This window comes from Pseudomonas sp. B21-053, from assembly GCF_026016365.1.
Classification (GTDB): Bacteria; Pseudomonadota; Gammaproteobacteria; order Pseudomonadales; family Pseudomonadaceae; genus Aquipseudomonas; species Aquipseudomonas nunensis.
Genome location: NZ_CP087205.1, coordinates 4,968,494 through 4,982,180, shown reverse-complemented (window position 1 = coordinate 4,982,180; position 13,687 = coordinate 4,968,494). Strand labels below are relative to the sequence as shown.

Here is a 13,687-nt window from a genome sequence, read left to right as displayed (position 1 = left end):
AGCGTTCCTACGCACTTTTAAATGAAGTTGTTCTTCTTTAACGGCCTCCGATCAGGTATTGCTGAGGTGCGGATAATTCGGCGTCGCCCACAAGGTGACGCTTTGAACTGTTCAGTCACGAGCCTCCTGATCCCGGAACACGCTCTGCGAGTCTTTTTATGAATAAACGTCCGTTGTATTTCGACTACGCCGCCACCACGCCGGTGGATGAGCGAGTCATCAAGGTTATGGTCGAGTGTCTGGGTTTCAACGGCAATTTTGGCAACCCGGCGTCCAGCTCCCATGCGTTTGGCCAGCAGGCCCGGCAATCGGTCGAGCAGGCGCGCCAGCAGGTGGCCGAACTGGTCGGTGCCCAGGCGGATCAAATCGTCTGGACCTCCGGCGCCACCGAATCGAATAATCTGGCGCTCAAGGGCGTCGCCCAGGCCCGCGGTGTGTCCGGCGGCCACATCATCACCAGCCAGATTGAACACAAGGCGATTCTCGACACCGCGAAACAATTGCAGGACGCCGGTGTGGCGGTGACCTATCTGGTGCCGGATGCTGAAGGCCTGATCACACCGCAAGCGGTCAGCGAAGCCATGCGCTATGACACCTTCCTGGTATCGTTGATGCTGGTGAATAACGAACTGGGTACGGTTAATGACATCCCGGCCATCGGCCAAGTGGTGCGTAATCGTGACGCGTTGTTTCACGTTGACGCGGCCCAGGGCGCGGGCAAAGTCGTGATCGATCTGGCCGAATGGCCGGTGGACCTGATGTCGTTCTCGGCGCACAAGATCTACGGCCCCAAAGGCATCGGCGCGCTGTACGTCGGCCCGCGTGCGCAACAGCGGTTGCAGGCGCAGATTCACGGCGGCGGTCACGAGGGCGGCTTGCGCTCCGGCACTCTCGCCACGCACCAGATCGTCGCCATGGGCGAAGCGTTTGCGTTGGCGGCAGCCTTGTTCGATGACGAGAAAGCCACCATCGTGCATCTGCGCGAGCGCTTGCTCGAACAGCTGCTGGGCCTCCCCGGCGTGCGCCTCAACGGCAGCGCGACCCAACGAATTCCCCACACCTTGAGCCTGACCTTCAATGAAGGCGAGTTCAACGCCGCGGCGCTGGGCCATTCGATCGCGTTTTCCGCGACCTCGGCCTGCAATTCCGCAAGCAATGCGCCATCCCATGTGTTGCTGGCCCTGGGGCACGACGCCCGCTCGGCCGGTCGCACTATCCGCTTGAGCCTCGGGCGATTCACTACCGAGCAGGACATCGACCAAGCGATCGAACTGATTAAAGCGGCGAATGCCAGCGCCCCGGCGTTCTGGCAATAAGCCGTTAAAGCACCGACTCAGATCGGCACTCAACAATAATGATGAAGTGGTTAGCAGGAGACATGATGAGTACGCAGCCTTTGACCAATGGATTGGTACCCCAGCGCCTGGCGCAAACCCGTGAGCTGATGAACCGCGAGGGCATTCACGCCCTGTTGGTGCCGTCGGCCGACCCGCACTTGTCGGAATACCTGCCGGGTTACTGGCAAGGTCGGCAATGGTTGTCGGGCTTCCACGGCTCGGTCGGCACCCTGATTGTTACGCCGGATTTCGCCGGCGTCTGGGCCGACAGTCGTTACTGGGAGCAAGCGAGCAAGGAGCTCAAGGGCAGCGGCATCGAACTGGTCAAGCTGCAACCGGGTCAACCGGGGCCGCTGGACTGGCTGGCCGAACAAACCCCTGAAGGTGGCGTGGTCGCCGTCGATGGCGCGGTGATGGCCGTGGCCTCGGCACGCACGCTGGGCGGCAAACTCGAAGAGCGCGGTGCTCGTCTGCGCACCGACATCGATCTGTTGAGCGAAGTCTGGAGCGATCGCCCAAACCTGCCGAACGAACCGATTTATCAACACTTGCCGCCACAAGCGACGGTCAGTCGTGGCGAGAAGCTGGCCAATCTGCGCGAAGTGTTGAAAGAGCGCGGTGCCGACTGGCATTTCATCGCCACCCTCGACGACATCGCCTGGTTGTTCAACCTGCGCGGCGGCGATGTGTCGTTCAACCCGGTGTTTGTGTCCTTCGCTCTGATCAGTCAGGAACAGGCGACTTTGTTTGTAGCCCTGAGCAAAGTCAGCAGCGAGTTGCGCGCCATCCTTGAGCAGGACGGCGTGACGCTGCGCGATTACAGCGAAGTGGCCGATGCCTTGCGCGGTGTGCCGAGCGGCGCGAGCCTGCAGGTCGACCCTGCCCGCGTCACTGCCGGGTTGCTGGATAACCTGGACAGCGGCGTCAAACTGCTGGAAGGACTGAACCCGACCACGTTGGCCAAATCCCGCAAAAGCCTGGACGACGCGGAACACATTCGTCGGGCCATGGAACAGGACGGCGCGGCACTGTGCGAATTCTTCGCCTGGCTGGAATCGGCCTGGGGTCGTGAGCGCATCACCGAACTGACCATCGACGAACACCTGACCGCGGCCCGTACCCGGCGCCCGGATTATGTGTCGCTGAGTTTCAACACCATTGCCGCGTTCAACGCCAATGGCGCGATGCCGCACTACCACGCCACCGAAGAAGAACACGCGGTGATCGAGGGTGACGGCCTGTTGCTGATCGATTCCGGCGGCCAGTACCTGGGTGGTACCACCGACATCACCCGCATGGTGCCGGTCGGCACGCCAACCGACGAACAGAAACGCGATTGCACGCGGGTGCTCAAGGGCGTGATTGCATTGTCCCGCGCGCAATTCCCTCGGGGCATTTTGTCGCCGTTGCTGGACTCGATTGCCCGCGCGCCGATCTGGGCGGAGAGTGTTGATTACGGTCACGGCACCGGGCATGGCGTCGGTTACTTCCTGAATGTTCACGAAGGCCCGCAAGTGATTGCCTATCAAGCCGCCGCAGCACCGCAAACCGCGATGCAGCCGGGGATGATCACGTCCATTGAGCCAGGGACTTATCGTCCGGGTCGCTGGGGTGTGCGGATCGAGAACCTGGTGTTGAACCGTGAAGCAGGCAAGAGCGAATTCGGCGAATTCCTGAAATTCGAAACCCTGACCCTGTGCCCGATCGACACTCGCTGCCTGGAGCCATCGTTGCTGACTGACGACGAGAAACAGTGGTTCAACGGCTATCACGCTGAAGTGCGTGAGCGTTTGAGCCCGCTGCTCAATGGTGCCGCGCTTGAGTGGTTGAACACCCGGACCGCGGCTATCTAAGCGGTTTGAGTTCAGACGCTCGATCGAGCGCCTGGCTCAGGCCATTCAGCTCAAGGCTTCAAGGACGAAGTCCAGTCGGTCTTGGCCGAAGAACAGCTGATTATCGATAAACATACTCGGCGCACCGAACACGCCGCGTTGCACGGCTTTCTCTGTGTTGTCCTTGAGTGCGGCTTTGACCTCCTCATCGGCGGTCAGGGCCAGCACTTCGTTCGGGTCAAAATCGTTTTCCTTCAGTACGGCCGCGACGGTCGCCGGGTCATCAAGGCCGCGGCCTTCCACCCACAGTGCTTTGAACAAACAATCGATGAAGTCCTGGAAACGCTCCGGTTGGCGCAATTGCACGCCAGTCACGGCGCGCATCAACAGCAGCGTATTGATCGGAAAGTGCGGGTTGTATTTCAGCGGCACGTCGTAGCGTTTGGCGTAGCGGTCCAGGTCCTGAAACATGTAGCGACCCTTGGCCGGAATCATCGCCGGTGAGGCATTGCCGGTGGCTTTAAAGACGCCGCCCAACAGCATCGGAATGTAGATCAACTGGCTGCCGGTCTGCGCACAGATCTTTGGTAGTTGGGTGTACGCCAGGTAGGTGGCAGGGCTGCCAAGGTCGAAGTAAAACTCCACGGTTTTGCTCATGGTCGATGCACTCTGCTTATTGTTTTAGGGGGAGGGCTTACCAGCGTTCGTTCCATGGGCGCAGGTCGAGCTCGAAGGTCCAGGCATCCCTTGGCTGACTGTGCAGGTACCAGTAGTTTTCGGCAATGTGCTCGGGGTTGAGAATGCCATCCTGATCTTTGGTCGCGTACTTCTCCGGGAAACTATCGCGGATGAAGTCGGTGTCGATAGCGCCATCGACTACGACGTGCGCGACATGGATGTTCATCGGCCCCAGTTCCCGGGCCATGCTTTGGGCGAGGGCGCGAATGCCGTGCTTGGCACCGGCGAATGCGGCAAACCCCGAGGCACCGCGTAGGCCGGCGGTGGCGCCGGTAAACAGGATCGTGCCCCGTTGGCGAGTGGCCATGCGCTTGGCCACTTCGCGGGCATTGAGGAAGCCGGAGAAGCAGGCCATTTCCCAGATCTTGAAATATTTGCGTGCGGTTTCTTCGAGAATGCTGCACGGCACATTGGCGCCGATATTAAAGACGAACGCTTCGATGGGACCGATCTGGGTTTCAATCTGCTCGACCAGCGCAATCACGTCCTCTTCCTTGCGCGCATCACAGGCAAAACCATGGGCTTCGCCGCCGCTGGCCTTGATCGCGTCCACCAGCGGCTGGAGTTTATCGGCGCTGCGGCGAGTGACGCAGGCGATGAAACCTTCCTGTGCGAAACGCTTGGCGATGGCGCCGCCAGTAGCATCCCCCGCGCCGACAACCAGTACGACCTTCTTGTTATTCATGGGTAGATCCCTTTGGTAAACGATCGTTAACTAAACGAACGTTATGCTACGATCCGGCCAGCGTCAAGGTGATCAATCTGAGGACAAGGCAATGCGTTACTCGCCCAATCACAAGCTGGAAACCAAAGAGAAATTGCTGGAAAGCAGTGCGGTGTCGGCCAAGAAGTCTGGTTTTGCCACGGTCGGTGTCGACGGTTTGATGAAGGCGATCGGCTTGAGTGGCGGGGCGTTCTACAGTCACTTTGCGTCGAAGGATGAACTGTTCGCTGCCATCGTCGAGCGAGAGCTGTGCCAGAGCCTGGACCGATTGGGCGGGCATGGTGAGCAAGATCGCGCCAGGCTCGAGCGCTGCCTCAAGCATTACCTGAGCATGTCTCACGTCGAGCAGCCGGCGGCTGGATGTGCGCTGCCTGCATTGGGGGCGGAGATTGCTCGTTCAGATCTGGTGGTACGCCAGCAGGCAGAGAACTGGATTTGTCGGCTTCAGGAGAGCTGGGCGCGGATTCTGGACAGCGACAGCCTGGCCTGGGCGATTCTGTCGCAATGCATCGGCGCGCTGGTGGTGGCGCGAATGTTGGCCACTCCTGATCTCCAGCGAACCGTGCTGCAGTCCAGCCAAGACGAGATTGGTCGCCAGATTGCCGGGCGGGACCCAGCTATTTGCAGATGACGATCATGCTGCGACTGGTGTAGCCGGCGGGGTTGAGACCGAACGGATAGTCGCCAGGCTCTTCCACTGAGTCTCCCGACTTGGCGATGACCTTGTAACCTTTGGGCGCGCACGAGTTGGCGGCGCTGGTGTAGCACTTGTCCCAGGACGACGAAAGCCCGGAACAGTTGATGTGCAGCCCCTTCTTGCCGTGTTTGACCTGGGTTCTCGAGGTCGCCGCGCAGCCTGCAACTGCAAGTATGGCGATCAGTATCAAAATTCGTTTCATTACGTTCCTTATTGCGGCCCGGATCTGGCGCCCGGGTCTGCGTTCGCTTTTGCTATCGCTTGACGCGCTCCGATGTCCTTATCTGAAAAAGTCCATGTGTGGCACTGGGTTGCGGGCCTAAACATGGCCTAATTGCGCGGCAAATACCAGAGCTTCGTCAAATCCGGTATCAATCTGCCGCGACCGCAGGCTTGGCGGCACTCCCCATGGTCATGGTTGCGCCGACAGAAGCCAGAATAATGCACAGGATGGCCATCCATTGTGACAAGGAAAGATACTCATGGAGGAACAACAAACCCGATAGCGCGCCGATGGCGGGCTCGATGCTCATCAGCGTGCCGAAGGTACGTGCGGGCATCCGGGTCAATGCGATCATTTCCAAGGTGTAGGGCAGGGCGGTAGACAGAAGCGCGACACCGATGGCGACAGGGATCAGCGACGGGGTCAGCAAGGCCGCACCAGCGTGGATGATGCCGATAGGTGCGACAAACAGTGCGGCGATCATCACGCCCAGGGCGGCGGTCGTTACACCATTGTCGGCGCCGGCCTTCTGGCCAAACAAAATGTACAGCGCCCAGCAGACACCGGCGCCCAGTGCATAGCCTGCGCCCACCAGATCGATACCGGTTGTTGCGGCTCCCGTAGGTATCAACAGCAGCAAGCCGACGGCGGCGAGCGCGATCCACAAAAAGTCGATGGCACGACGTGAGGCATAGATGGCGACAGCCAGTGGTCCGGTGAACTCCAGCGCTACCGCGATCCCGAGCGGGACCGTACGTAAGGACATATAGAAGAGGAAGTTCATGCCACCCAGCGCCATCCCGTAGATGATGACGGTGCGCAGGGATTTTGCGGTGAGCTTGGCTCGCCATGGACGTAATATCAGTAGCATGATCACGCTGGCAAAGATCAGCCGCAGGGTGGTGGTCCCTTGAGCGCCGACAATGGGGAACATGCTTTTGGCCAAGGAGGCGCCAGACTGGATGGATGCCATGGCTATTATTAGCAGGCCAACCGAGAAGAGGGTCGAGGCAAGGCTGCGGGGTTGGTCATTCATTGCTAGGCATCGTCCAAGGCAGGAAGCGAAAGTGTTGTTTTGTGTATTGGGCAATATACTGCGCATTCGTTGAGGGCGCGTCTATATATAAGCAGGGATTTTGCGTGTGTTGATAGAAAAGATGAATCAGGGGTTGACGGCAGATTCTGGAAGTCTATAATTCGCCCCACTTCCGGCGCAGTCGAAACGGAAAACTCCTTGGTAAACAAAGAGTTACGCAGGTTTCGGCAGTGAGTTGCTTCAGTTCATCGAAGCACGAAAGGAGTTGAAAAAGAGGTGTTGACAGCAGCGAGTAACGCTGTAGAATTCGCCTCCCGCTAACGAGAGATCGAAAGCGCAAGTGGTTGAAGTTACAAAGGAAACTTTGAAAACTTCTTAAAATAACCGCTTGACAGTAACTGGCGCTGCTGTAGAATGCGCGCCTCGGTTGAGACGAAAGAATCAACCCACCGCTCTTTAACAACTGAATCAAGCAATTCGTGTGGGTGCTTGTGGAGTCAGACTGATAGTCAACAAGATTATCAGCATCACAAGTTACTCCGCGAGAAATCAAAGATGTAACCAACGATTGCTGAGCCAAGTTTAGGGTTTCTTAAAAACCCAAAGATGTTTGAACTGAAGAGTTTGATCATGGCTCAGATTGAACGCTGGCGGCAGGCCTAACACATGCAAGTCGAGCGGCAGCACGGGTACTTGTACCTGGTGGCGAGCGGCGGACGGGTGAGTAATGCCTAGGAATCTGCCTGGTAGTGGGGGATAACGCTCGGAAACGGACGCTAATACCGCATACGTCCTACGGGAGAAAGCAGGGGACCTTCGGGCCTTGCGCTATCAGATGAGCCTAGGTCGGATTAGCTAGTTGGTGAGGTAATGGCTCACCAAGGCGACGATCCGTAACTGGTCTGAGAGGATGATCAGTCACACTGGAACTGAGACACGGTCCAGACTCCTACGGGAGGCAGCAGTGGGGAATATTGGACAATGGGCGAAAGCCTGATCCAGCCATGCCGCGTGTGTGAAGAAGGTCTTCGGATTGTAAAGCACTTTAAGTTGGGAGGAAGGGCATTTACCTAATACGTAAGTGTTTTGACGTTACCGACAGAATAAGCACCGGCTAACTCTGTGCCAGCAGCCGCGGTAATACAGAGGGTGCAAGCGTTAATCGGAATTACTGGGCGTAAAGCGCGCGTAGGTGGTTTGTTAAGTTGGATGTGAAATCCCCGGGCTCAACCTGGGAACTGCATTCAAAACTGACAAGCTAGAGTATGGTAGAGGGTGGTGGAATTTCCTGTGTAGCGGTGAAATGCGTAGATATAGGAAGGAACACCAGTGGCGAAGGCGACCACCTGGACTGATACTGACACTGAGGTGCGAAAGCGTGGGGAGCAAACAGGATTAGATACCCTGGTAGTCCACGCCGTAAACGATGTCAACTAGCCGTTGGGAGCCTTGAGCTCTTAGTGGCGCAGCTAACGCATTAAGTTGACCGCCTGGGGAGTACGGCCGCAAGGTTAAAACTCAAATGAATTGACGGGGGCCCGCACAAGCGGTGGAGCATGTGGTTTAATTCGAAGCAACGCGAAGAACCTTACCAGGCCTTGACATCCAATGAACTTTCCAGAGATGGATTGGTGCCTTCGGGAGCATTGAGACAGGTGCTGCATGGCTGTCGTCAGCTCGTGTCGTGAGATGTTGGGTTAAGTCCCGTAACGAGCGCAACCCTTGTCCTTAGTTACCAGCACGTTAAGGTGGGCACTCTAAGGAGACTGCCGGTGACAAACCGGAGGAAGGTGGGGATGACGTCAAGTCATCATGGCCCTTACGGCCTGGGCTACACACGTGCTACAATGGTCGGTACAGAGGGTTGCCAAGCCGCGAGGTGGAGCTAATCCCAGAAAACCGATCGTAGTCCGGATCGCAGTCTGCAACTCGACTGCGTGAAGTCGGAATCGCTAGTAATCGCGAATCAGAATGTCGCGGTGAATACGTTCCCGGGCCTTGTACACACCGCCCGTCACACCATGGGAGTGGGTTGCACCAGAAGTAGCTAGTCTAACCTTCGGGAGGACGGTTACCACGGTGTGATTCATGACTGGGGTGAAGTCGTAACAAGGTAGCCGTAGGGGAACCTGCGGCTGGATCACCTCCTTAATCGACGACATCAGCTGCTCCATAAGTTCCCACACGAATTGCTTGATTCATTGAAGAAGACGATAAAGAAGCAGCCCGAAATTGGGTCTGTAGCTCAGTTGGTTAGAGCGCACCCCATGCTTTGCGGTAAAGAGCAGGGTGAGGTCGGCCTGAATAGCTCGAAATTGGGTCTGTAGCTCAGTTGGTTAGAGCGCACCCCTGATAAGGGTGAGGTCGGCAGTTCGAATCTGCCCAGACCCACCAATTTTGCTTGTGTGGGAACGCCTGTAGAAATACGGGGCCATAGCTCAGCTGGGAGAGCGCCTGCCTTGCACGCAGGAGGTCAACGGTTCGATCCCGTTTGGCTCCACCACTACTGCTTCTGTTTGTTGAAAGCTTAGAAATGAGCATTCCACCAAAACGGTGATGAATGTTGATTTCTAGTCTTTGATTAGATCGTTCTTTAAAAATTTGGGTATGTGATAGAAAGATAGACTGAACGTTACTTTCACTGGTAACGGATCAGGCTAAGGTAAAATTTGTGAGTTCTCTTAGTTGAGAAATTCGAATTTTCGGCGAATGTCGTCTTCACAGTATAACCAGATTGCTTGGGGTTATATGGTCAAGTGAAGAAGCGCATACGGTGGATGCCTTGGCAGTCAGAGGCGATGAAAGACGTGGTAGCCTGCGAAAAGCTTCGGGGAGTCGGCAAACAGACTTTGATCCGGAGATGTCTGAATGGGGGAACCCACCTAACATAAGTTAGGTATCTTAAGCTGAATACATAGGCTTAAGAAGCGAACCAGGGGAACTGAAACATCTAAGTACCCTGAGGAAAAGAAATCAACCGAGATTCCCTTAGTAGTGGCGAGCGAACGGGGACTAGCCCTTAAGTGGCTTTGAGATTAGCGGAACGCTCTGGAAAGTGCGGCCATAGTGGGTGATAGCCCTGTACGCGAAAATCTCTTAGTCATGAAATCGAGTAGGACGGAGCACGAGAAACTTTGTCTGAATATGGGGGGACCATCCTCCAAGGCTAAATACTACTGACTGACCGATAGTGAACTAGTACCGTGAGGGAAAGGCGAAAAGAACCCCGGAGAGGGGAGTGAAATAGATCCTGAAACCGTATGCGTACAAGCAGTGGGAGCCCACTTTGTTGGGTGACTGCGTACCTTTTGTATAATGGGTCAGCGACTTATTTTCAGTGGCGAGCTTAACCGAATAGGGGAGGCGTAGCGAAAGCGAGTCTTAATAGGGCGTCTAGTCGCTGGGAATAGACCCGAAACCGGGCGATCTATCCATGGGCAGGTTGAAGGTTGGGTAACACTAACTGGAGGACCGAACCGACTACCGTTGAAAAGTTAGCGGATGACCTGTGGATCGGAGTGAAAGGCTAATCAAGCTCGGAGATAGCTGGTTCTCCTCGAAAGCTATTTAGGTAGCGCCTCATGTATCACTGTAGGGGGTAGAGCACTGTTTCGGCTAGGGGGTCATCCCGACTTACCAAACCGATGCAAACTCCGAATACCTACAAGTGCCGAGCATGGGAGACACACGGCGGGTGCTAACGTCCGTCGTGAAAAGGGAAACAACCCAGACCGTCAGCTAAGGTCCCAAAGTTATGGTTAAGTGGGAAACGATGTGGGAAGGCTTAGACAGCTAGGAGGTTGGCTTAGAAGCAGCCACCCTTTAAAGAAAGCGTAATAGCTCACTAGTCGAGTCGGCCTGCGCGGAAGATGTAACGGGGCTCAAACCATACACCGAAGCTACGGGTATCACTTAGGTGATGCGGTAGAGGAGCGTTCTGTAAGCCTGTGAAGGTGAGTTGAGAAGCTTGCTGGAGGTATCAGAAGTGCGAATGCTGACATGAGTAACGACAATGGGTGTGAAAAACACCCACGCCGAAAGACCAAGGTTTCCTGCGCAACGTTAATCGACGCAGGGTTAGTCGGTCCCTAAGGCGAGGCTGAAAAGCGTAGTCGATGGAAAACAGGTTAATATTCCTGTACTTCTGGTTATTGCGATGGAGGGACGGAGAAGGCTAGGCCAGCTTGGCGTTGGTTGTCCAAGTTTAAGGTGGTAGGCTGGAATCTTAGGTAAATCCGGGATTCTAAGGCCGAGAGCTGATGACGAGTGTACTTTTAGTACATGAAGTGGTTGATGCCATGCTTCCAAGAAAAGCTTCTAAGCTTCAGGTAACCAGGAACCGTACCCCAAACCGACACAGGTGGTTGGGTAGAGAATACCAAGGCGCTTGAGAGAACTCGGGTGAAGGAACTAGGCAAAATGGCACCGTAACTTCGGGAGAAGGTGCGCCGGTGAGGGTGAAGCATTTACTGCGTAAGCCCATGCCGGTCGAAGATACCAGGCCGCTGCGACTGTTTATTAAAAACACAGCACTCTGCAAACACGAAAGTGGACGTATAGGGTGTGACGCCTGCCCGGTGCCGGAAGGTTAATTGATGGGGTTAGCTAACGCGAAGCTCTTGATCGAAGCCCCGGTAAACGGCGGCCGTAACTATAACGGTCCTAAGGTAGCGAAATTCCTTGTCGGGTAAGTTCCGACCTGCACGAATGGCGTAACGATGGCGGCGCTGTCTCCACCCGAGACTCAGTGAAATTGAAATCGCTGTGAAGATGCAGTGTATCCGCGGCTAGACGGAAAGACCCCGTGAACCTTTACTATAGCTTTGCACTGGACTTTGAATTTGCTTGTGTAGGATAGGTGGGAGGCTTTGAAGCGTGGACGCCAGTTCGCGTGGAGCCAACCTTGAAATACCACCCTGGCAACTTTGAGGTTCTAACTCAGGTCCGTTATCCGGATCGAGGACAGTGTATGGTGGGTAGTTTGACTGGGGCGGTCTCCTCCTAAAGAGTAACGGAGGAGTACGAAGGTGCGCTCAGACCGGTCGGAAATCGGTCGTAGAGTATAAAGGCAAAAGCGCGCTTGACTGCGAGACAGACACGTCGAGCAGGTACGAAAGTAGGTCTTAGTGATCCGGTGGTTCTGTATGGAAGGGCCATCGCTCAACGGATAAAAGGTACTCCGGGGATAACAGGCTGATACCGCCCAAGAGTTCATATCGACGGCGGTGTTTGGCACCTCGATGTCGGCTCATCACATCCTGGGGCTGAAGCCGGTCCCAAGGGTATGGCTGTTCGCCATTTAAAGTGGTACGCGAGCTGGGTTTAGAACGTCGTGAGACAGTTCGGTCCCTATCTGCCGTGGACGTTTGAGATTTGAGAGGGGCTGCTCCTAGTACGAGAGGACCGGAGTGGACGAACCTCTGGTGTTCCGGTTGTCACGCCAGTGGCATTGCCGGGTAGCTATGTTCGGAATAGATAACCGCTGAAAGCATCTAAGCGGGAAACTAGCCTCAAGATGAGATCTCACTGGGACCTTGAGTCCCCTGAAGGGCCGTCGAAGACTACGACGTTGATAGGTTGGGTGTGTAAGCGCTGTGAGGCGTTGAGCTAACCAATACTAATTGCCCGTGAGGCTTGACCATATAACACCCAAGCAATTTGACTACTCGAAAGAGCATCAGATTGCGGTGTGTGAAGACGAAACGAACCGAAAGTTCGAAGCTGCTCACAAAACACCGAGATCTATCACATACCCATTCGCTGGAGCGTAAACCCGCAAGGGCAAACGAGCCGGCTCCCGAATTTCTTGACGACCATAGAGCATTGGAACCACCTGATCCCATCCCGAACTCAGCAGTGAAACGATGCATCGCCGATGGTAGTGTGGGGTTTCCCCATGTGAGAGTAGGTCATCGTCAAGATTAAATTCCGAAACCCCTATCTGCGTATGCAGGTAGGGGTTTTGTTTTGCCCGCAGGAAAGTGACGCAAAGAAAAGGACAACCCAATGGCTGTCCCTGGTTACCACCCACCCCAATGTCAGTGAAACATCGGCAGAACGTGTTCCGCGATCTCCTCAATCACTTCCGCCACCGGCCGTTCGCTACGTCGCATATGCAGGCCCACATGCTGCACACCGGCATCACGCAAAGCCTGCAGCTCATCAATCAATGCAAGCCGCCCGCAACTGCCGCCGAAGCGCACACGCCGCATCGGCGCGTATGGATTGGCTTCCAGATCCAGATGGATAAAGCTGATGTAAGGCTTATCGCCACCGACTTCTCTCCATAAACCCACTCGACGACGATGCTCATCCGGCGTACCAGGGTAGGCAAGCCAGCCGTCCATATGCTCGCCAATCCAGGCCGGAGACTGCTGACCAAGCCCCGCCACCAGCAGCGGCACCGCCTGATCACGCTCCGGCAGCAACCGCGCACCCTCAGGCAAACGACCTTCACCTTGGCTACGCAACAACTCAACCGTATCGCGAAAGATCTCGCTGCGCTGAGCGTAATCCACGCCAAACAATGGATATTCCATCGGACGGTCACCGCTGGCCACGCCAAGGAGCAAGCGTCCGTCACTCAGTTCATCGACGCTATTAGCAGCCTTGAGTGTCAGCCATGGCTGACGCAATGGCAGTACAACTGCCGCCGTACCCAACATGATGTTGTCAGTGATCCCTGCCAGATATCCCAAGTAGGAAAACGCTTCAAATACTTGGGCTGCATCGCCAAAATTGGGGTCATACACCGGTACGTCACGCACCCAAAGCGCACGAAACCCGGACGTGTCGGCCAAACGTGCCATAGCCGCGTGTTGCTTCAGGTCAGGAACGCCAAAAGGCCTGTTCTCAGCCGTGCGCAGTCGTTGGCCATCGCTGGACCAGTCGTTATCCAGCGGCAATTCGAGCCCGATGGAAAACCCGTTCGGGCCCAGTAATCGTTGAAATCGCGAGTGCATGAAAAACTCCAAAAAGGGAAGGACATGCACCCAGTATCCACAGGCCTATCTGCAAGAAAAATGCATGAATGGGAATATCAATCTTGAGTAAAACGCACGAGTAAATCACATCACCCAACACTTCCGACCGTCGTTTTG

8 protein-coding genes, 2 tRNA genes and 3 rRNA genes are annotated in these 13,687 nt (G+C 55.7%); 8 read left to right on the top strand and 5 right to left on the bottom strand.

The genetic code is table 11. The features are described 5' to 3' along the window. Positions 1–158: 158 nt before the first annotated feature. A complete protein-coding gene (locus LOY68_RS22150; RefSeq protein ID WP_265039914.1) occupies positions 159–1,316 on the top strand; it encodes an aminotransferase class V-fold PLP-dependent enzyme in 1,158 nt (385 codons plus the stop codon). Positions 1,317–1,381: 65 nt separating this feature from the next. Then, positions 1,382–3,190: an aminopeptidase P family protein gene (locus LOY68_RS22145; RefSeq protein WP_265039913.1), complete on the top strand. Its 1,809-nt coding sequence runs from the start codon at positions 1,382–1,384 to the stop codon at positions 3,188–3,190. A 45-nt stretch (positions 3,191–3,235) separates the two neighbouring features. Here LOY68_RS22145 and LOY68_RS22140 read toward each other — a convergent pair whose 3' ends face one another. Both LOY68_RS22140 and LOY68_RS22135 read right to left on the bottom strand, forming a co-directional pair. Next, positions 3,236–3,826 carry a 2-hydroxychromene-2-carboxylate isomerase gene (locus LOY68_RS22140; RefSeq protein ID WP_163913332.1) on the bottom strand — a complete coding sequence of 197 codons (591 nt, stop codon included), beginning with the start codon at positions 3,824–3,826 and terminating at the stop codon, positions 3,236–3,238. Positions 3,827–3,863: 37 nt separating this feature from the next. Further along, positions 3,864–4,592, bottom strand: coding sequence for an SDR family oxidoreductase (locus tag LOY68_RS22135; RefSeq protein WP_054052205.1), 729 nt, complete (start codon positions 4,590–4,592; stop codon positions 3,864–3,866). Between the two features lie 91 nt (positions 4,593–4,683). Here LOY68_RS22135 and LOY68_RS22130 point away from each other — a divergent pair, with 91 nt between their 5' ends. Beyond that, a complete protein-coding gene (locus tag LOY68_RS22130) occupies positions 4,684–5,262 on the top strand; it encodes a TetR/AcrR family transcriptional regulator (protein ID WP_265039912.1) in 579 nt (192 codons plus the stop codon). Here the strand turns inward: LOY68_RS22130 and LOY68_RS22125 are convergent. Together LOY68_RS22125 and rhtA are read right to left on the bottom strand one after the other, a co-directional pair. Beyond that, on the bottom strand, positions 5,249–5,530 hold the full coding sequence (locus LOY68_RS22125) for a hypothetical protein (RefSeq protein WP_054052208.1): 282 nt from the start codon (positions 5,528–5,530) through the stop codon (positions 5,249–5,251). The genes LOY68_RS22130 and LOY68_RS22125 overlap by 14 nt on opposite strands. A gap of 169 nt (positions 5,531–5,699) precedes the next feature. Then, on the bottom strand, positions 5,700–6,587 hold the full coding sequence (gene rhtA / locus LOY68_RS22120) for a threonine/homoserine exporter RhtA (RefSeq protein ID WP_163913336.1): 888 nt from the start codon (positions 6,585–6,587) through the stop codon (positions 5,700–5,702). Positions 6,588–7,199: 612 nt separating this feature from the next. Between rhtA and LOY68_RS22115 the strand changes: the two genes are divergently transcribed. The 5 genes from LOY68_RS22115 to rrf all read left to right on the top strand — a co-directional run bounded on the left by LOY68_RS22115 (position 7,200) and on the right by rrf (position 12,508). Then, positions 7,200–8,738: ribosomal RNA gene (locus LOY68_RS22115) — 16S ribosomal RNA — on the top strand. Between the two features lie 166 nt (positions 8,739–8,904). Continuing rightward, positions 8,905–8,981 (top strand) — tRNA-Ile (locus LOY68_RS22110). Between the two features lie 33 nt (positions 8,982–9,014). Further along, positions 9,015–9,090: transfer RNA gene (locus LOY68_RS22105), tRNA-Ala, on the top strand. 247 nt (positions 9,091–9,337) lie between these two features. Beyond that, positions 9,338–12,229: ribosomal RNA gene (locus LOY68_RS22100) — 23S ribosomal RNA — on the top strand. Between the two features lie 163 nt (positions 12,230–12,392). Next, positions 12,393–12,508, top strand: a 5S ribosomal RNA gene (gene rrf, locus LOY68_RS22095). The 16S, 23S and 5S rRNA genes sit together here with 2 tRNA genes alongside, the layout of an rRNA operon. Before the next feature lie 117 nt (positions 12,509–12,625). Here the strand turns inward: rrf and LOY68_RS22090 are convergent. Continuing rightward, the gene (locus tag LOY68_RS22090; RefSeq protein ID WP_265039911.1) at positions 12,626–13,549 is read right to left on the bottom strand and encodes a TIGR03571 family LLM class oxidoreductase; all 924 of its coding nucleotides are present in this window, start codon (positions 13,547–13,549) and stop codon (positions 12,626–12,628) included. Positions 13,550–13,687 lie beyond the last annotated feature (138 nt).